This window comes from Lysobacter sp. CA199 (assembly GCF_052078715.1).
Taxonomy (GTDB): domain Bacteria; phylum Pseudomonadota; class Gammaproteobacteria; order Xanthomonadales; family Xanthomonadaceae; genus Lysobacter.
The window spans coordinates 44580-61923 of record NZ_JBQJIL010000020.1; the positions used below are offsets into that span (position 1 = coordinate 44580).

The following is a 17344-nucleotide window of genomic DNA, read 5'->3' on the forward strand; positions in this document are numbered from 1 at the left end:
GTCGCCGACACCGGTTTGCGCAATGCGAAGGCCGCGACCGCGGGCCTTCGCATTGCCGCTCATCGAACGCCGGGCGCCCTCAGCGTCCGTCGATCTCGGCCGACAGTTCCCGGGTCATGGTCTGGATCTCGTCCTGGATCTGCTCGGACGTGCGGCCGTTGTTCTTGCCGACATAATTGCCGTCGCCGTAACCGAGCCCGGAACACAGCGGCAATCGCCACAGCCGGCATTCGCCGCTCGACGTGCCCTTCTTGCATTCGACCATCGCCTCGCGACCGGCCAGGCGCGGCACCAAGTCGACGCCGCGATAGGTCTTGTGCGCTTTGTCGATCACGATCGCCTGACACTCGTCGACGAACGCCCCCAGCACCTCGCACTCGTGTCCGGTCTGCTCGCGGCAGTAGTTCAAGGCCAGATGAGTGGCGTCCTGGACATCGTAGGAATAATTCGACGAATACAGCTACGAACGCTGCGGATCGGATACGTGCACGCCGTAAAACCTGGGCCGCTGGTACGGCATCATGGTGATGCTGGGCATCGGCGTGGCCGCGGGCGCCGCCGGCGCTTGCTGAGGCGTCGGACCGTGATAGCCCGGCTGCGGCACGCAGATCGGTCCCGGCGCCCGCCCGATAGGCGCCAACCCTTCCGGACAGCCCTGATCGGCCCGAGCCGCGAACGAGGCCGACATCAGCGCCAGCGCGCCGCCGGCCAGCCAACCGATCGAAGCCAAACCACCGCCGATTCCTTGCGTCGACATCGTCCTTCCCCGTTGCGGCCGCGCGGGCCTTGCATGGCGGGATGATAGCGCAAGGCCATCGGCCGGCAAGACGCCCTCATCGAGGCTACAGACGGCCCCAGACCTGACGCAGACCGATCAGATGCACCAGCCCCAGCAGCAGGCAGATCGCCGAACTCAGCCACCAGAACGTGTCGCTGTTGCCGGGGAAATAGGGCTTCAACGCGACGAAGGCGAACGCTCGCAACAGGTACACGCCGGTGATCAGGCACAACGCCAATCGCAACAACGGCAAGCGGCCGATCGCACCGGCGCCGGACAGCGCATACAACGACCACGTCGACAGCAGCGCCGCCACCACCAGAGTCACGACAGTGGGATACCAATGTCCGGCCGCGGCCAATCGCGCCATCTGTTCGCCGGCGCCCATCGCGCGATACCACGATGCGCCGAACACGATGCAGCCCAGATGCGCGAGCGCGGCCATCGCACTCAACGCGGCGCCGGCCAGCAGGAAGGGATTGGCGATAGTGGTCATGACGTCCTGTAGACCCGGTGGATCGAACCCGCCGATGCGATACCGGCGCTGGAATCGAGCTTGCGCCGCGGCCGCCGAGCGCTCATGTGCCGGAAGTCAAAATCCGGTGCGACCAATGCGCGCACTCGCGTTCGGCTATCGAGCGACCGCTGTCGGTTTCGATGTCTTTCCAGTAGACGCTCATGATCGCCCGCTCCCGGACCGTTCCTGCAAAACCCGATGCCGCGTCAGCGGTCGACGGGCCCTTGCGTCAAAGCTCCTCGGCCGTCGCCTCGCGCACGCAGCAATAGGTGGTGAAGCCGGTGTCCATGCCCTTGGTGTAAACCCAGTTGCCGTACTTGAGGTAGTTATCGCCCGGACAGGTGTAGGTGAACTTGGCCAGCACGAACCGGTCGCCGTCGTTCAAGTAATGGATCGATCGGATCTTTTCCAGCTTGCAGCCGGGATGCAGGCGGTCGATATCCGCCGAGACTGTGCCGGTGCCCAATCCGCAGCCGCTCAGAAGCGCCGCGGCCAACAGCGGAACAATGCGAATCACGAATCCCCCGAAGATGTTGCGCCGCAAGCGCCGAATGGGCGCCAGTCTGGCATGAACCACGACCGGAGATAAGCGTTTGGCAGCGGCCGCAACTAGCGCCGGCCGGCCTCGCCGAGGTAATGCTCTACCACCCGCAGGAATTTGTCGTCGTCGAAGCGGAGGCCATTGGTGTAGACGACGACCGGCGAACCCACGGTCGAATACGCCGAAACCATCCGCTTGTAGCGCCGATGGTCGCGATGCGCGGCCAGGAAACGATCGGCGTCGTTCAACACGATCTTGTAACCGTGCAACGCCGAGCTGGTGAGATCCGTATAGGCTTCCACGCCGGCGATATCGCTCCATCCGATCTTGATCGATCCGTTCAGATCCAGACCTTCCGGCCCCGCCTTCAAGGGGCTGCCGCTGCGCAGCTTGCACGCACCCAGCAACTCAGGCCCAGAAACAACACGCCCCCCAGCCCCATCATCGGATAGTAGATGTAGGGGCTGCGCAGAATCTCCCTCATGCTGTCGGGATCGGGCCCGCGCACGAAGTAGTATCCGCAGCCCAGGCCAAGCGCGAGCAGGAATACGCTGGCGATCAGCACTTTGGTCTTGTCGATCTCGGTCGCAAACGTGGGCGTGGGCATCGCAGTGGTCTCGAATTCCGTTTCGTGGCCCGGCGCGCGAACATCGCCGGGTGTCCTTGGGCCGCCGATCTGCGCGGCGGTTGCTCGCGGCGCTTGGCCGGGATTCGCGCGATCTTCGCCCAAGTCCGCCTGGGCGCGCAATCGCCGCCTCGGCGTGGGCCGGCGCCATCGCGCGGCGAAACGCGCGATCGCCATACGACGAATCGACAGCGACGAGGCGCGCCGGCTAAGGTCGCCATACCCCACATGCCACGAGGAGATCGTCCCCATGAGCGCCATCGTTCGCTTGCAGCAGTGGTACACCCGGCAAAATCAGGGCCGTTGGGAAGACGACGCGATCGTGATCAAGACCTTCGCCAACCCGTGCTGGTTCGTCAGCATTCGCCTGAGCCATACCGCGCTGGACGGCGCGCAGTGGGACGATACCGACGAGGGCATCGCCGAGACGCCGCCGTGGGCTCGTTGTTACATCGAGCAGAACGTGTGGAAAGGCGCCGGAGACGATCTGGAGCGACTGATCGAACTGTTTCTCGCATCGGCGCAGTCGCACGAACGACCGCAATGAAGTCGCTCGCGACATAGGGCCGCACACCGCGGCCGGCGTCAACGGCCGCGACGTTTGGTTTAATCGCCGGACCATCGGCGCGCCGTACACGGCGCGCCGGCCGATCAGAACGAGGCCCTCAACTCCAGCCCGTACATGCGCGGCGTATTGAGCACCGCCGCCGGCGTGCCGAAGACGTCGCTGGTGAAATCGCGGACGTCGGCGACGTAGCGATCGTTGAGCAGATTGTTGCCGTACACCGCGACGCTCCAATGATTATCCGCCGAATTCCAGGCGATGCGCGCATCGGTGCGCCATTGCGCCTTGGCCGGATCGAAAGCGGCATTGCTCAAGCACAGGAAGCGAGCGCGCGCGTCGTCGTTGCAACGGCGCTTGCCGCGATAGGACTCGCGCAGGGAAAACTCCAGATCGCCGCCGTCGCCCAGGCCGAGCACGTAGTTGATGCCGCCGGCGAAGGACCAGAACGGCTCGCCGGTCGGCTTGCCGCCCAAGTCCAGGCCCAGGGGCGTGAGGTAGTTCTTGTAGGTGCTGTCGATGAACGAAGCGTTGGCGTCGAGGGTCAGGCCTTGCAGCGGACGCCAGCGCGCATCCATGTCCAGTCCCCAGGCCTCCTGGTCGCTGGTGTCGATCGCCACGCGCGGGAAGCTGGAGCCCGGATCCTGAACCACCCGAACGGCCTGGCGATTGTCGTAGCGATAGGTGAACAGCGAAGCGTTGAACGCCAGGTGTTGATCCGGGAACGAGGTCTTGATACCGGCTTCCAGATTCCAGATGTTTTCGTTATCGAAGCGCGAATTGACCGCGGTGGCGTTGTAGCCGCCGGCCTTGTAGCCCTTGGCCAGCGAGGCGAAGGCCATGACCTGGTCGTTGAAGTGATAGTCCACGACCAGGCGCGGGCTCCAGTCGTCCCAGGTGTTCTTGGTCGCGATCTTCTGGTTTTCCAGGCTGCCCAGGTCGAAGATCACGTTCTGCGGAAACAGCGCCGCGGAACCGCCGAAATCGGCGAACACGCCCATCGCGTCGAGCTGGGCCAAGGTCGCATCCAGCTCGGCCGCGTTGCGCGGGCCGTTGAACCAGCTGAATTCCTTCTCGTCGCGGGTGTAGCGCAGGCCGAAGGTCAGATTGAGCTTGTCGCCGACATGCCAGATGACGTCGCCGAACACGCCCATCGACTTGGACTTCATGGTGTTGAGGTAAGCCTCCTGCCACGGCAGCCCCAACAACGTGGCCGGCACGCCATTGGCTTGCAGCAACTGGTCGACGCTGAAGAATAGGCCGTTGGAGAAGTCCGGCGGCAGCGCGCCCGCGTTGAGCAGGATCGTGTCGATGCTGTCGGTGAACGTGTTGGCCTCGTTGGCCTGCCTGGTGTCGGCGCTGTAGTAGCTCGCGCCGGCCACCCAGTCCAGGTGCTCGGTGGTGCCGCTGAACTTGAACTCCTGGTACCAGCTGCTTTCGTCCTCGCGGTTGCCGGTTTCCAGATAGGTGGTGATGCGGTCGGTGCCGTCGTCGTCGCGCAGGTTGGCCGATTGGAACGCGCGCCAGGCGGTGATCGAGGTCAGGTTGCCCCAGTCGAAGTTGTGCGAGACGTTCAAGGTCACGCCGTCGAAGTCGCGCGATTCGCCGTGGCCGATACCGTCGTTGTGCAGGACCCGCTTGCGCGGATCGAGGAAGCTCAGCGGATCCGGCGGCACCGGCGGCCTCGACGGCGGCAGAGTCTGCGGCGCCTGTGGCACCAGACCGATCGTGGCCGCGCCCGCGGTGTCGAGCTTCTCGTGATCCCAACTCAGCCAGACGAAGGTGTTCTCGCCGATCTGGCCGCGAAACGCGCTGCGGAAGGCGAAGTCGTTGTCGTCGTTGTAGCGCTCGCCGCTGGCCTGATCGCGCAGCCAGCCATCGCTCTTGTTGCTCAGCACGTTGAAACGCAGCGCCCCGTATTCGCCGGTAGGCAGGTTCAACATGCCGTCGAAGTAACGCTTGCCGTAGTTGCCGATGCGGACGCGCGCATTGCCTTCAAGGTCATGGCTGGGCATCTTGCTGATCACCGATATCGCACCGGCCGCAGAGTTGCGGCCGAACAAGGTGCCCTGTGGTCCCTTGAGCACTTCCACGCGTTCAACATCGTTGAACGCCAGCATGCTGCCGCCGGAGCGGCCGGCGTAGACGCCGTCGATATAGATGCCGACCGCGGGGTCGGTGCCGATGCCGAAGTCGTCGGTGTAGATGCCGCGCAGAGTGAAGCCGGGCTGGGTCTTCTGATCGCCGTCCACGTACAGGCCCGGCACGAAGCTGCTGATCTGGCTCAGATCGGTCGCGGCCAGCTTGTCGATCATGTCGTCGTTGACGACCTGTACCGCGATCGGCACGTCCTTGAGTTCCTGCTGGCGGCTTTGCGCGGTGACCTTGACCGTGTCCAGTGTCGCCGCGTCGTCGCGCTCGGTGGCCGTCGCCGGCTCCTGCGGTGAAGCGGCGAAGGCGAACGGCGCCACGCCGACGGTAAGACCGGACAACAGGATCTGACGCAAGCGCAGGCTGAGCATGCGAGGACGAAGCTTCATCAAGTAACTCCCCTTTCGTTGTAGCGAGCTGGATGGTGCAGGGCCGCCGCGGCGGCCCGATGGTTAACCGCTGGCTTGCGATGCCGCGTTACTCGTGGACCAGATAAATCTGTTCGCGCGCTTGCTGCAGGCGTTGGCGCAGATACTCGTCTCGGCTCAGCCCGCCGGGAATCTGCTGCATGGCCGCGACCTCGCGCACGATGTCCGCCTCGCGCCGCTTGTAGCTGTCGAACTGCGGTTTGGGTCGCGACGCCCACTCGCGTTGGCGTTGATCGCTGCGGGCGCGATAGCGGGCGGCCACTTGCGAGACTTGCCGCGCCTGCTCGCTCTCGTCGGCGACGGTGGCCTGGATCAGGCCGACCTCCAACAGCATCGCCTCGGCCGCGGACATCTCGCCCGAGGCCTCTCGCGGCCCGACCTGCTCGCGCAGACGCTGCGCCTGCTGCTCGCGTTGCGCGGGCGCGAGTTTTCCGGCATCGGCGAAGAATCGCCGCGCCTGTTTCTGAAAAGCGACCTGCGATTGGTAAGCCTTGACCCGCGGATCGCTCAACAAACGCCGGTGCTGCTCGTCCGACGGCGATGCCGCCATCGGGGCGCGCATCGCCCCCGATGCGGACCTGCCGGACGGCTCCGACGCGCGGCTTTGCGGCCACAACGCATACGCCCCGAGGCCGATCAGCGCCACCACCGCGGCGGCGAGCATCCCACGCAGTAACCCATGACTCATTGCGACGACAACTCCCGAAGTAAACCCAGCAACGGCATCCCGGCGCGCGACGGATCAAACAGGCAGCCGACCCGCCGGAGCGCCAGGCTCCGGCGGGCGATGCGCATCAAACACCGAGCAGTTGGTTGACCAGGTAATACAGCAGGTTGAACGGCTTGGCATGATCGGCCGTGTCGTCCTTCTCGCTGGCCTTCATCACCGGGCCGCTGCCCTCGAGCACGTTGTCGATGAAATCGCGCAGTTCCAGGTTCTGCTCCTGGATATCTCCGTTCTTGAAGTCCACGATCATCGAGCAGTGGCTCATGTTCAGATCGCGATACTGCGGATTGTAGTAGCCGTAGTTCGGCAACTTATCCAGGCTGGCCTGCATGTTTCGCGTGTCGGTGATCCAGCGATCGTGGATGCGCGCGTTGCGCGACGGCGTATCCGGGGCATTGATGATGTCGTCGTAGAAGTTCTGGTAGGAATAGGTCGAATAGTTCATGTCCTGCCAGAAGTACGCGATGCCGAAGCGATCGTTCGGGTACTTGTGCGCCAACGCCGGCATCAAGCTGCCGATGTTGTTGGGATTGACTTCGGGCATGTCGGCGCGGAAGTAGTTCATGGCCGCCGGCAGGTTCAACGCGCTGCGCAGATGGTTGTGGATCGGCAGCGAGGGATAGCGTCGCGGATCGCCGCCCACCGGCGCGTCGAACAGCGGGCCGGCATCGTTGAGCAGGAACCCGCGATTGGGCGCGATGTCGCGGCGCATGTGGTGGTAGTTGGCGAACGAACCCGCACCGCCGGCGCTGCAACCGGTGGCGACCATCTGCGTCGGACGCTGCAGATGATCCTTCAGCCACGACACGATCGCGCGCTGATTGCGCAGGCCGTTGTGGTGATAGACCAGCGGATCGGGGTTGGCGCCGGTGGGATCGGTATACACCGCGACCTTATCGCCAACGTATTCGTCGCCGGTGCAGTAAGGCACGTAGACCAGATTCCAGTTCTGGGTCTTGATGCCTTCGAACGGGCTGATCCGGGTGACGAAAGGACTGACCAGCGATGCGCCCGGGTTGAACAGGCTCATGTAATCGTCGGGGATGCCGTTGGGATTGCGCGCGCCCCATTCGGACTGGCCGGTGCAGGTCGCGTAGTCCGAACACACCCCGCCGCCTTCCATATAGATCAGCGTGTTGCTGGTGTTGGCGGCGCGGTTGACGAAGAACTTGTACGGCGAGCCGTCGCCGCAGACCGCGCCGGTGCCGGGCGCGAGTTGCACGGTTTGCCAGTTGCCGTAGGCGCCGGCGCGGAAACCGTCGTCGAAGCTCGCCGGATTGCTCAGCAGCGGATAGGGACCGCTGCGTTGCGCGGGCGTCACCGGATTGTCCGGCGCCTTGGGCCAGACCAGGTAGTACAGCGTGTCCCAGAAACTGTAGTCGCCCTCTTCGGCTTGCGCGGCGGCGGGCAGCACCAGCGCGGCGGCCAATGCGATCGTCACAACCTTGTTCTTGTGCTTGCTCACGTGTACCCCTCCCAGGGTGAGTTGCGGCGGGCCAAGATGTTTCTGTTGCGGTGCAAAATCCCCCTGTTCAGGACAGACCGAATCCGCCACGCGTTTCGGCATGGACGATCCGGATCGGTCCGCATCCATTGTTGAAGCGGCGACGGGCTCAGCGTCAGGACGGATCGCGTCCTAATCAGGCGCCGCCCTCCGGCTCGGCCGGAACCCGGTCCCGCGCCGATACGCGGCGGTTTTCCCGCATCGCAGCGCCTTCACGCTAGACAGCCCGGCGATGCTGTCCAACACCGCCGAGGTCGGCGCGCTAGGATGGGGGGACCATTTCGGCCATTAGGCGCAGCGATGTCACGACCCCGTCTGGATCCGGAGGAATTCGCGCCGGAGATCGCCCCGCAGATGCTGCTCGCCCTGATCGAGCTGTGCGCCGAGTTCGGCGTCGCGCCGATGCGCATCTGTTCGGGCCTGGGTTTCGGCACCGAGGATCTGCTGGCCGGCATGTTGGTTTCGGTGCGTCAGGCCTGGCGCATCATCCGGCGCTCGCTGCAGATGACCGGACACGCGGACCTCGGCCTGGAGTTGGGGCTGCGCGAAAATTTGAGTCATTTCGGCCTGCCCGGCTTCGCCATGAGCACGGCGCGCAACTTCGGCGAGGCGGTCAATATCGGCCTGCGCTATCAGGGCCAGACAGGCGGCCTCACCGACACCTCGCTGCAGGTCGACGGCAACCAGGTCGTGTTCACCACCAAGGCGCGGATGCGCGACGACAGCGTGCAGCCGTTCCTGATCGAGGAAGTCTTCAGCAGCGTGCAAACCATTACCCGCATCTTGGTCGGGCCGCACATGCGCATGCAATCAGTCGAACTGGCGTACCCGGCGCCCGAGCACGCGCGGCGCTATCGCGAATTGTTCGATTGCCCGGTGCGCTTCGGCAGCACGCGCAATGCGATGGTGATCGAAAGCCGTTGGCTGGATGCGCCCATCGCCACCCATTCGCCGGTCATGGAAGCGCAGTTGCGCGCGATGCTGGAACAACGCGAGATCGCGCAAGCGGTCCCCGAAGCCAAGGCCGCCGTCGAGCAGGTGCTCAAGCGTCCCGGCAGTGCCACCTTGTCGATCGAAGAAGTCGCTCGCGCGCTGGAGCTGAGCGTGCGCACGCTGCGCCGTCGCCTGCAGGAAGCCGGCACCTCCTTCCGCAGCATCAGCGATTGCGTCCGCGCCGAAGCAGCGCAGCAACTGCTGCGCGAAGAACGCGTCACCGTGGCCGAAGCCAGCGAGCGCCTGGGTTTCAGCGACGCGCGCGCGTTCCGCCGCGCCTTCAAGCGCTGGCTGGGACAGGCGCCGGGCGAAGTGCGCCAGCAAGCCGCTCCGATCAAATAAACGATCGCGCCGGCCGCATCACCCCACCAGCAATTTCACCACCCGATCGGCCAGCCCGCGGTACGGCGGCTTGATCTTGTCGCTCAGCGGCAAACCGCGCTGATGCAGCACCGGCATGGCCTTGCTCAAGCTGAGGAAACCCTCGCGACCGTGATAAGCGCCCATGCCGCTGGCGCCCACCCCACCGAACGGCAGATCGTTGCACACGTAGTGGAACAAGGTCTCGTTGACGCAGACCCCACCGGCGACCACGTTCGCCAGCAGGTGTTCGGTCTCGGCCTTGTTCTTGCTGAAGTGGTACAGCGCCAGCGGCCGGTCGCGGGCGTTGATGTAGGCGATGGCGTCGTCGAGATCGCGATAGCTCTTGACGACCAGGATCGGGCCGAAGATTTCCTCGCCCATGATCATGGCCTCATCGCCGGGTTCTAGCACCAGCGTCGGCGGCAACAGACGTTCGGCTTCGGCGCGCGCGGCATCCTGCGGCACGGCCAGTTCGATCACTTCCAGCCCACGCGCGCGCGCATCATCGAGATAATCGCGCAGGCGCCGGTACTGGGCCTGGTTGATGATCCGGGTGTAGTCGGCGCTGCCGTCGATGTGCGGGTAACGGCGGGCGACTTCCTCGCGCAAGGCCTGCACCAGTTCGTCGCGTCGCGATTGCGGCACCAGCACGTAGTCGGGCGCGATGCAGGTCTGGCCGGCGTTGTAGAACTTGCCGGTGGCCAGGCGTCCGACCAACTGCGCCATCGGCGCGTCCATGCCGATCACCGCTGGCGATTTGCCTCCCAGTTCCAGCGTCACCGGCGTCAGATTGCGCGCGGCCGCGGCCATGACCTTGCGCCCGACCGCGGTGGAACCGGTAAAGAACAAATGGTCCAACGGCAGCGCCGCGAAGGCCGCGCCGACCTCGCCGCCGCCGGTGGCGACCGCGACGCGCTCGGGCGGGAACACCTGTGCCAGCAGCGAGCGCAGAAACTCGGTCGTGCGCGGGGTGTGTTCGGACGGCTTGAGATAAACGTGATTGCCCGCGGCGATCGCCGTGGCCAGCGGCACCAAGGCCAGGCTGACCGGATAGTTCCACGGTGCGATCACGCCCACCACGCCCAGCGGTACGTAACGCACTTCGGCCTTGGCCGGCCACAGACGCCAACCCGACGCACGCCGCTGCGCGCGCATCCAGCGGCGCAGGTGCTTGAGGATGTGATCGATTTCGGTGAATACCGTCATGCCTTCGCCGAGCAGGCTTTCGTGGCGCGAGCGGCCGCCGAAATCGGCGTCGAGCGCCTGCGTCATCTCGTCCATGCGCGCCTTGAGCGCCGCGCGCAGCCGCTGCAGGTCGTCGCGGCGTTGCGCGTAGTCGGGTCGCCGGGCGAACCAGGCCTTGCGCAGTGTCTGCAAGATCGGTGCGAGATCGGCGATGGGCGTGCCGGGAGGCGTGCTGGGATAGGGGTCCATGGGCTAGCCGTCCGTTCGTATCGCGTGGAGTCCGCAGTCTACGGTGGCGGCGCGAGCCTACGCGCGCACGGGTCGGGACGTTTGCGGCCAAAAGCCCGATCCGGTGGCGGATAGAGCGCCGCGATGGGAGGTTTGTGTCGCTGTGGCTGACTCGTGGTGGCGCGATTTAAAAGCGTCGGGGCTGAAGCCCCTCCCACAAAAAACTTCGAAGCCACGTCGGCTTTTGTGGGAGGGGCTTCAGCCCCGACACTGTTCCACCCGCTACCGCGTAATCCGCACCCAGCGTGCGCAAGCCATGCAACCACAGCCGCTGCCGCCGGTTTTGGCCGCACCGGACCCTATGGCTGCGGGCGGCCGCATGCTGGGATAAGGCCATGAACCCGATCGCGATCCGATTCACCACCCACCGCAGCGGTTTGTGGCTGGCGACCGCGCTGACCTTGCTCACCGCCTGCTCCCAATCCGAACACGCCGCGCCGCCGGCCGCCGACCCGGCGCCAGCCGTGGCCGCGCTCGATGCACCGCTGCAAGCCGTCTACGACCGCAGTTGCACCAATTGCCATTCGGTGCCGGCCTCCGGCGCCCCGCAGCGCGGCGACATCAAGGCGTGGACGCCGCGCCTGGCCAAAGGCCTGGACGTCCTGATCGACCACACCATCAACGGATTCCAGGCCATGCCGCCGATGGGTGCGTGCATGGACTGCAACGAAGAACAGTACCGCGCGCTGATTCTGTACATGGCGCAAAACCGATCCGAATGATTTCGCCCGCCGGTCACAGGCCGGCATCGTGCGCATAACAGGGGCCGCAATGAGTCTGAGTCGACGTGAAGTGATCAAGGCCCTCGGGCTGCTGGGCGCGGCCGGCGTGCTGAGTTCCGCACCAGGCGCGCGCGCGGCCACGCGCGCGATTCCCTGGCGCAACTGGTCCGGCGGCCAGAGCTGCATTCCCGCCGCGCGGCTGGCGCCGGCCAGCGAGGAGCAACTGGCCGCGATGATTCGCGACGCGGTCGGCACGGTGCGTCCGGTCGGCTCGGCGCATTCCTTCAGCCCGCTGGTGCCGACCGAGGGCAGCATCGTTTCGCTGGCCAATCTCAGCGGCATGATCCGCCACGATCCGGCGCGGCTGCAGGCCGAGTTCTGGGGCGGCACGCCGATGTCGCAGATGGGGCCGGCGTTGAAGAAGATCGGCCAGGCCCTGCCCAATATGGCCGATATCGATTATCAGACCCTGGCCGGTGCGATCGCCACCTCCACCCACGGCACCGGCCCGCGTTTCGGTTCTTATTCGACCAACGTGATCGGGCTGCGGCTGGTCAAGGCCGACGGCGAGATCCTCGACTGCGATGCGGGCAATCATCCCGAGATCTTCGATGCCGCGCGCGTTTCGCTGGGATCGCTCGGCCTGATCACCCGGGTGCGCCTGCAGAACCGCAAGGCGTTCCGCGTGCATCGCAAGGAATGGGTGCAGGACACCGAGGAGCTGCTGGAGCAGATGCCGCAGCTCATCAAGGACAACGACCATTTCGAAATCAACACCCTGCTGCACTCGGACGTGTCCATCGCCACCGCGATCAACGAAACCTCCGATCCGCGCACGATCGCGAAGGAACCTGGCGGCGACGTGGAAAAGGCGCTGATGCTGAGCCGGGTGCACCGCGAGCACCGCGACTCGCCGCGCCTGTACGCGATGATCGTCAACTTCATCGCCCGCCACCTGATCAGCTTCCCCGAAGTCATCGACGACTCCTACAAAGTCTTCGCCAACGTGCGCGACGTGCGTTTCAACGAGATGGAGTACGAGGTACCGGCCGCGGCCGGTCCGGCCTGCCTGCGCGAGATCGTCAAGAAGATCCGCGACCAGAAGCTCAACAGCTTCATCCCGATCGAGTACCGTTACGTCAAGGCCGACCAGATTCCGTTGTCGATGTTCCAGGGCCGCGACGCCTGCGCGATCTCCGTTCACCAGTACTTCGAGATGGATCACCACAACTTCTTCGCCCAGATCGAGCCGATCTTCTGGAAATACGACGGCCGCCCGCACTGGGGCAAGCTGCACACTCTCAACGCCCGCCAGTTGGCGCCGCTGTATCCGCGCTGGAAGGACTTCATGGCGGTGCGCGAGTCGCTCGATCCGCGCGGCAAGTTCCTCAACGCGCATCTGCGCTCGATCTTCGGCCTGAGCTGACAGGTTCGCGCCGAGCGATGAGGTACGCCCATATTAAGTCTGCCCACATGAAGTCCTCCCACTTGAAGTCCGCCCTCGCTCGTACCGTTCTATCGGGATACCGCCCATGAAACGCCGAACCTTCGTGCTGGGTGCCACCGCCGCCGTCGCCGCTGCCGCCGTGTGGTGGGCGCGGCCGGGCGACAACGGCGCGCCGTACGACGCCTACTTCCGCGCCCTCAACGCCGAGCTGAAGAAGAACGGGCCGATGCGGCCGTGCCTGGTGATCGACATGGATCGCCTGGACCGCAATATAGACCGGGTCGCGACCACCTTGCGCGGCGCCGGCAAGCATTACCGGATCGTCGAGAAATCGCTGCCGTCGCAAAAACTGATCGAGTACATCGCCGCGCGCGCCGGCACCCAGCGCCTGATGTCGTTCCACCAGCCCTTTCTGAATCTCGACGCCGAGCTGTTCCCCGGCTTCGACCTGCTGATGGGCAAGCCCTTGCCGGTACGCTCGGCGCAACAGTTCTATCAGCAGCTCAAGGGCGGCTTCGATCCTTCGCGGCAACTGCAATGGCTGATCGATACGCCGCAACGCCTGCACGAGTATCTGCAACTGGCGCGGGGCCTGAATACCCGCCTGCGCGCCAACATCGAGATCGATGTCGGCCTGCACCGCGGAGGGGTCGGCGACAACGCCGTGCTCGAACAGATGCTCCAGACCATCGCCGCGCATCCGCAGCACCTGGAGTTCGCCGGCTTCATGGGCTACGACGCCCACGTCGGCATGGGCGTGCCGTCCATCCTGGGAACCGCGCCGGAACTGTTGGCCAAGGCGATGGCGCGCTATCAGGGCTATGTCGATTTCCTGCGCAGCGCGCACGCGGGCCTGTGGCGCGAAGATCTCACCCTCAACGCCGGCGGCAGCCCCAGCTACAAGCTGCACGGCGCGGAAAAACTCAGCAGCGAGATCAGCACCGGCACCGCCTTGCTCAAGCCTACCCATTACGACATCGACACCCTGGCCGAACACGAACCGGCGGCCTTCATCGCCACGCCGGTCATCAAAAAGAACGGCCCGATCCAGATCCCGGCGCTGGACGGAAAGTCGAAGCTGTTCTCGTGGTGGGATCCGAACCAGCGCGAGACCTACTTCGTCTACGGCGGCTGGTGGCTGGCCGATTACGAATCGCCGAAGGGCTTGCAGTTCAACGAGATCTTCGGCCACAGCGCCAACCAGGAAATCGTCAACGCCTCGCCGACGGTCGGGCTGGGCGTGGACGATCATGTGTTCCTGCGTCCGCAGATCAGCGAGAGCGTGCTGTTGCAGTTCGGCGATCTGGTGATGATGCGGGCGGGCAAGATCGTCGACTATTGGCCGGTCTTCAACGCCTGAACGCGTGGCGTCCACTTCGCCCGATCCATCATCGCCACCGCACGCCGTACTCGCGCCCCACTCCACCGGAATCGGCATGACCCCTCGTTCGCCCGCCATCGTCGCCGCCACCGCCGCCGGTGGCTTCGTGCTGCTCGACAGCCTGCGCATCTGGCTGCCTTCGCTGACCACGATCTTCGGCTCGGCCGGCACCACCTCGGCGATCGATCTGGCCGCATTCGCGCTGGCCTGGGTGGTGCCGTTGATCGTGCTGGTGCCGTGGGCGGCCGGAGGTCGGGGGCGGTGGTTGCCGCTGTTCGCCGCGTCGGTCGCGGTGGCGGCGCGGATCGTGTTGCAAAGCGTGAGCGAACCGCAGGTGCAGTTGTACGCAAGCTCCATCGCCGCGTGCGCATCGTTGCTGTGGTTGCTGGCGATCGCCGCGCGCGGATGGTCGCCGCGCGACGGCGCGGTCGGTGTGTCGATCGCGCTTGCGGCCACCACGCTCATGCAGTTGGCCAACGGCGGCGTCGATCTGAGCTGGCAACCGGCGTGGTCGGCGTGGCCGCTGCTGTCGCTCGCCGCGGCGATCTGGTTGGCGGGTTGCTGGCAAGCCCGCGACCAGCACGGCGAAGCGGGCGCGGCGCTGTGGTTCGCCGCGGTACCTGCGCTGGTGCTCGGCGGCCTGATCACCATCGCGATCGGCCGCACCTGGACCGGACTGGATTGGCCGCCGCCTTGGTGGGGCGGCGCCTTGATCGGCATCGCGGCGATGGCCGGCGTGCTGATCGCATTGCGCGGTGGTTGCGCGCGCAACGGCCGGTGGCTGGCGCCGCTGCTGCTGATCGCGACGGCGCTGGCCGATCTGCCGCGCGACGGCGAAGCGTTTCCGTCCTGGATCGCGCTGCCGCAAGCGCTGTTGGCCCTGCTGATTCCCGCCGCCCTCGCCCAGGCCGCGCAGGCGCGCGCGGGCGGCGCGCTGCAGCGCGGGTTCGCCGCTTACCTGGGCCTGCTGCTCGGCTTCGTGCTGGCGGTGGTCTATTACGTCGCCTTCGATATGGTGCTGCCGATACCGCGGCCCGCATTCGTGCTCGCCATCGCGGCCCTGGTCGCGGCAGCGGCGCTGACCCGAAGCGCGGCGCCGTCGCAAGCATCGTCGCCCTGGGCGAAAGGCAGCGTGGCGTTAGCCGGCGCGGCCAGCGTCGCCGCCGCATTCGTCGGCGCGCCCGCACCGCCCGCGGTGTCGCAGCAAGCGGCCGCGTGGCCGCTGCGGGTCATGAGCTACAACATCCGCTACGGCATATCCGACGATGGACGCTTCGATCCCGACGCCATCGCCGAGGCCATCGCCGCGCAAGCGCCGGACATCGTCATGCTGCAGGAAGTCGACCGCGGCTTCCTGCTCAACGGCAGTCACGACGTGCTGGCGTCGTTGCAACGGCGGCTGCGCATGCATGTCTACTACAACCCGGCCAGCGAACCGCTGTTCGGCGACGCGATCCTGAGCCGATGGCCGCTGCACGACCTGCGCCGTGTCGCCCTGCCCGTCTACGACGTGGCTACCCGGCCGGGCTCGCTCAGCGGCGTACTCGCGCTCGACGACGGCGGCGAAGTGCTGCTCGCGGTCAGTCACCTGCACGAGAAAGAAGGCGGCGTGGACGTCCGGCAAGTGCGCGATCTCGCCGCTCACCTCGTCGCGCGCATGGACCGCGAACGCCGGCCGTTGATTCTGGCCGGCGATTACAATCTGGAGCCCTCCGATCCGCGGCTGCGTCCGATCCTGACTAGGCTGCGCGACGGCTTGGCCGCGGCCCGCCCCTTGCCGACCTGGCCCGCGGCGCGACCGGTGCAGCAACTCGATTATCTGTTCCTCTCGCCCGAACTGCGCGCCAGCGGCATCATCGCGCCGGCCACGGTCGCCTCGGATCACTTGCCGGTGGTAGCCGATATCGGACGCAAGACCGGGCCCTGAGCCGGTGGACGCCGCTGCGCCGCTGGCGCGGCAACCGCCCCCAAAACGCCCGTCTCCCGCCCGACGCGTTGCAATGGCCTCGCCCGGGAGGCGTTTGCGCGCGCCGCGACGGTGTATAACGGCGCTGCTCAGAACCAGGAATGCAGCATGGACCGCCGCTTGTACCAGGTCGCGGACGACTTCGAAGCGATCATCCGCATCTACACCTTCGCCGAAGGCGGCCGGATATCCGCGCCGCTCAACGGGATTCGCTGGGATTTCGGCTACGCCGACGACTCGTTCGCCGACGGCCTGTACATGATCTGGCCGGACTTCCTCGACGAATCGGGTCAGTCGATGCCCTGCGACACGCCGCTGCCGATCGACGTCGAACTGCCGGCCCGCATGACGGTAGTCGTCGATGAGATGCGTCGCGAAGTGCACCGGGACCGAATTCGCCCGGGCGTGACGTTCTATTGCCACGAAGGACCAAAACGAGTCGCGGTCGGACGGGTGACCCGGATCACCGGGCTGCACGACGAACACGCGCCGCGCGCTTGAACCCGTCGGCCGCTCCGACCGCACAACGTCTTCAGCGCTTACCCGCGCGCTTATCGAACAAGCGCTTGGCCATCGAAGCGTCGTCGCCGCTCTCCGCTCAAGGCTCGACCGTGGCGGTCTTCGCATTCGAATCCACCACCACGGTTCCCCTCGCGAAGCGCCGCGTCCATACGCCCGGCGAGCGCTGCACGGCGGCGGCGCTCGGCGCGCCCAGATCGAACACCCATGCGGCGTTGTAAGGATCCTGGCCCGTATCCGGTCCGCCGCCGGTCGCGTAAGCGAAGGCTCCGGCAATCGCCGGGTCGTACCAGAGCAAGTACGAGGCGCGCGTGTAGCGCATCTTGGCGGTCGCCTGCCAGCCGCCCGCGTGAGGGAAGGCATAGAACGCAATCCCGGCCTGCATGATGTCGCGGTGAAGCGCGGCCATCCACGCCCAATCGGCGCCGCCGAGCAAGCCCTTGTTGATATCGCCCTCGCCGGGCGCATCGCCGCTCGGCCACGATTGATAGTGCTCTCTGGCATACGCGCCGGCGAGCCTTGACCTGACCTGAAAAAACTGATCCAGATCGATTGTTCATAAACTATGACCAAGGAGATTTGGACCATGCCCAAGAAGCGCTTTAGTTCCGAAGAGATCATCCACAAGCTGCGAGAGGCCGAGGTGC

The 17344-nt window shown here is 65.8% G+C and carries 18 protein-coding genes; 7 read left to right on the top strand and 11 right to left on the bottom strand.

What is annotated here, in order from left to right:
• Positions 1–79: 79 nt before the first annotated feature.
• The 6 genes from ACTOWJ_RS28270 to ACTOWJ_RS28295 form a co-directional block, all read right to left on the bottom strand.
• Positions 80–460, bottom strand: a complete 381-nt coding sequence (locus ACTOWJ_RS28270) for a DUF4189 domain-containing protein (protein WP_441337992.1) — start codon at positions 458–460, stop codon at positions 80–82.
• Positions 461–757, bottom strand: a complete 297-nt coding sequence (locus tag ACTOWJ_RS28275; RefSeq protein ID WP_441337975.1) for a hypothetical protein — start codon at positions 755–757, stop codon at positions 461–463. It abuts the gene before it with no gap.
• An 85-nt stretch (positions 758–842) separates the two neighbouring features.
• Positions 843–1274, bottom strand: a complete 432-nt coding sequence (locus tag ACTOWJ_RS28280; RefSeq protein ID WP_441337976.1) for a hypothetical protein — start codon at positions 1272–1274, stop codon at positions 843–845.
• A 250-nt stretch (positions 1275–1524) separates the two neighbouring features.
• On the bottom strand, positions 1525–1812 hold the full coding sequence (locus ACTOWJ_RS28285; protein WP_441337977.1) for a hypothetical protein: 288 nt from the start codon (positions 1810–1812) through the stop codon (positions 1525–1527).
• Between the two features lie 92 nt (positions 1813–1904).
• Positions 1905–2207, bottom strand: coding sequence for a hypothetical protein (locus tag ACTOWJ_RS28290; protein WP_441337978.1), 303 nt, complete (start codon positions 2205–2207; stop codon positions 1905–1907).
• Positions 2204–2713: a hypothetical protein gene (locus ACTOWJ_RS28295; RefSeq protein WP_441337979.1), complete on the bottom strand. Its 510-nt coding sequence runs from the start codon at positions 2711–2713 to the stop codon at positions 2204–2206. Before ACTOWJ_RS28295 ends, ACTOWJ_RS28290 begins: the two co-directional genes overlap by 4 nt.
• On the opposite strand from ACTOWJ_RS28295, the gene ACTOWJ_RS28300 reads away from it, so the two are divergent.
• Entirely contained in the window at positions 2712–3008 is a 297-nt protein-coding gene (locus ACTOWJ_RS28300) for an Imm53 family immunity protein (RefSeq protein ID WP_441337980.1), read from the top strand. The two genes, ACTOWJ_RS28295 and ACTOWJ_RS28300, sit on opposite strands and share 2 nt — an antisense overlap.
• 104 nt (positions 3009–3112) lie before the next feature.
• Here the strand turns inward: ACTOWJ_RS28300 and ACTOWJ_RS28305 are convergent, their stop codons facing one another.
• The 3 genes from ACTOWJ_RS28305 to ACTOWJ_RS28315 all read right to left on the bottom strand — a co-directional run bounded on the left by ACTOWJ_RS28305 (position 3113) and on the right by ACTOWJ_RS28315 (position 7794).
• Positions 3113–5563 (bottom strand): TonB-dependent receptor, encoded by a 2451-nt coding sequence (locus tag ACTOWJ_RS28305; RefSeq protein WP_441337981.1) that lies wholly within the window; start codon positions 5561–5563, stop codon positions 3113–3115.
• An 88-nt stretch (positions 5564–5651) separates the two neighbouring features.
• Positions 5652–6290: a hypothetical protein gene (locus tag ACTOWJ_RS28310; RefSeq protein ID WP_441337982.1), complete on the bottom strand. Its 639-nt coding sequence runs from the start codon at positions 6288–6290 to the stop codon at positions 5652–5654.
• A 106-nt stretch (positions 6291–6396) separates the two neighbouring features.
• On the bottom strand, positions 6397–7794 hold the full coding sequence (locus ACTOWJ_RS28315; RefSeq protein ID WP_441337983.1) for a pectin acetylesterase-family hydrolase: 1398 nt from the start codon (positions 7792–7794) through the stop codon (positions 6397–6399).
• A gap of 339 nt (positions 7795–8133) precedes the next feature.
• On the opposite strand from ACTOWJ_RS28315, the gene ACTOWJ_RS28320 reads away from it, so the two are divergent.
• The gene (locus ACTOWJ_RS28320; RefSeq protein ID WP_441337984.1) at positions 8134–9168 is read left to right on the top strand and encodes an AraC family transcriptional regulator; all 1035 of its coding nucleotides are present in this window, start codon (positions 8134–8136) and stop codon (positions 9166–9168) included.
• A gap of 18 nt (positions 9169–9186) precedes the next feature.
• Here the strand turns inward: ACTOWJ_RS28320 and ACTOWJ_RS28325 are convergent, their stop codons facing one another.
• Positions 9187–10623, bottom strand: a complete 1437-nt coding sequence (locus ACTOWJ_RS28325; RefSeq protein ID WP_441337985.1) for a coniferyl aldehyde dehydrogenase — start codon at positions 10621–10623, stop codon at positions 9187–9189.
• Between the two features lie 374 nt (positions 10624–10997).
• Between ACTOWJ_RS28325 and ACTOWJ_RS28330 the strand changes: the two genes are divergently transcribed.
• The 5 genes from ACTOWJ_RS28330 (at position 10998) to ACTOWJ_RS28350 (ending at position 16679) form a co-directional block, all read left to right on the top strand.
• Positions 10998–11384 (top strand): c-type cytochrome, encoded by a 387-nt coding sequence (locus ACTOWJ_RS28330; protein ID WP_441337986.1) that lies wholly within the window; start codon positions 10998–11000, stop codon positions 11382–11384.
• A gap of 49 nt (positions 11385–11433) precedes the next feature.
• Positions 11434–12810 (top strand): D-arabinono-1,4-lactone oxidase, encoded by a 1377-nt coding sequence (locus ACTOWJ_RS28335; RefSeq protein ID WP_441337987.1) that lies wholly within the window; start codon positions 11434–11436, stop codon positions 12808–12810.
• Between the two features lie 106 nt (positions 12811–12916).
• Positions 12917–14191 (top strand): DSD1 family PLP-dependent enzyme, encoded by a 1275-nt coding sequence (locus ACTOWJ_RS28340; protein ID WP_441337988.1) that lies wholly within the window; start codon positions 12917–12919, stop codon positions 14189–14191.
• A 76-nt stretch (positions 14192–14267) separates the two neighbouring features.
• The gene (locus ACTOWJ_RS28345; protein ID WP_441337989.1) at positions 14268–16139 is read left to right on the top strand and encodes an endonuclease/exonuclease/phosphatase family protein; all 1872 of its coding nucleotides are present in this window, start codon (positions 14268–14270) and stop codon (positions 16137–16139) included.
• Positions 16140–16286: 147 nt separating this feature from the next.
• Positions 16287–16679, top strand: coding sequence for a hypothetical protein (locus ACTOWJ_RS28350; RefSeq protein WP_441337990.1), 393 nt, complete (start codon positions 16287–16289; stop codon positions 16677–16679).
• A 97-nt stretch (positions 16680–16776) separates the two neighbouring features.
• Here ACTOWJ_RS28350 and ACTOWJ_RS28355 read toward each other — a convergent pair whose 3' ends face one another.
• Positions 16777–17250: a putative glycoside hydrolase gene (locus ACTOWJ_RS28355; RefSeq protein ID WP_441337993.1), complete on the bottom strand. Its 474-nt coding sequence runs from the start codon at positions 17248–17250 to the stop codon at positions 16777–16779.
• Between the last annotated feature and the right edge of the window lie 94 nt (positions 17251–17344).

What these genes read in the sequence shown, in the direction of transcription:
- ACTOWJ_RS28275 (WP_441337975.1), bottom strand. Translation starts at nt 757, where the DNA reads ATGTCGACGCAAGGAATCGGCGGTGGTTTGGCTTCGATCGGTTGGCTG.
- ACTOWJ_RS28280 (WP_441337976.1), bottom strand. Translation starts at nt 1,274, where the DNA reads ATGACCACTATCGCCAATCCCTTCCTGCTGGCCGGCGCCGCGTTGAGT.
- ACTOWJ_RS28300 (WP_441337980.1), top strand. Translation starts at nt 2,712, where the DNA reads ATGAGCGCCATCGTTCGCTTGCAGCAGTGGTACACCCGGCAAAATCAG.
- ACTOWJ_RS28295 (WP_441337979.1), bottom strand. Translation starts at nt 2,713, where the DNA reads ATGGGGACGATCTCCTCGTGGCATGTGGGGTATGGCGACCTTAGCCGG.
- ACTOWJ_RS28305 (WP_441337981.1), bottom strand. Translation starts at nt 5,563, where the DNA reads ATGAAGCTTCGTCCTCGCATGCTCAGCCTGCGCTTGCGTCAGATCCTG.
- ACTOWJ_RS28310 (WP_441337982.1), bottom strand. Translation starts at nt 6,290, where the DNA reads ATGAGTCATGGGTTACTGCGTGGGATGCTCGCCGCCGCGGTGGTGGCG.
- ACTOWJ_RS28320 (WP_441337984.1), top strand. Translation starts at nt 8,134, where the DNA reads ATGTCACGACCCCGTCTGGATCCGGAGGAATTCGCGCCGGAGATCGCC.
- ACTOWJ_RS28325 (WP_441337985.1), bottom strand. Translation starts at nt 10,623, where the DNA reads ATGGACCCCTATCCCAGCACGCCTCCCGGCACGCCCATCGCCGATCTC.
- ACTOWJ_RS28330 (WP_441337986.1), top strand. Translation starts at nt 10,998, where the DNA reads ATGAACCCGATCGCGATCCGATTCACCACCCACCGCAGCGGTTTGTGG.
- ACTOWJ_RS28335 (WP_441337987.1), top strand. Translation starts at nt 11,434, where the DNA reads ATGAGTCTGAGTCGACGTGAAGTGATCAAGGCCCTCGGGCTGCTGGGC.
- ACTOWJ_RS28340 (WP_441337988.1), top strand. Translation starts at nt 12,917, where the DNA reads ATGAAACGCCGAACCTTCGTGCTGGGTGCCACCGCCGCCGTCGCCGCT.
- ACTOWJ_RS28345 (WP_441337989.1), top strand. Translation starts at nt 14,268, where the DNA reads ATGACCCCTCGTTCGCCCGCCATCGTCGCCGCCACCGCCGCCGGTGGC.
- ACTOWJ_RS28350 (WP_441337990.1), top strand. Translation starts at nt 16,287, where the DNA reads ATGGACCGCCGCTTGTACCAGGTCGCGGACGACTTCGAAGCGATCATC.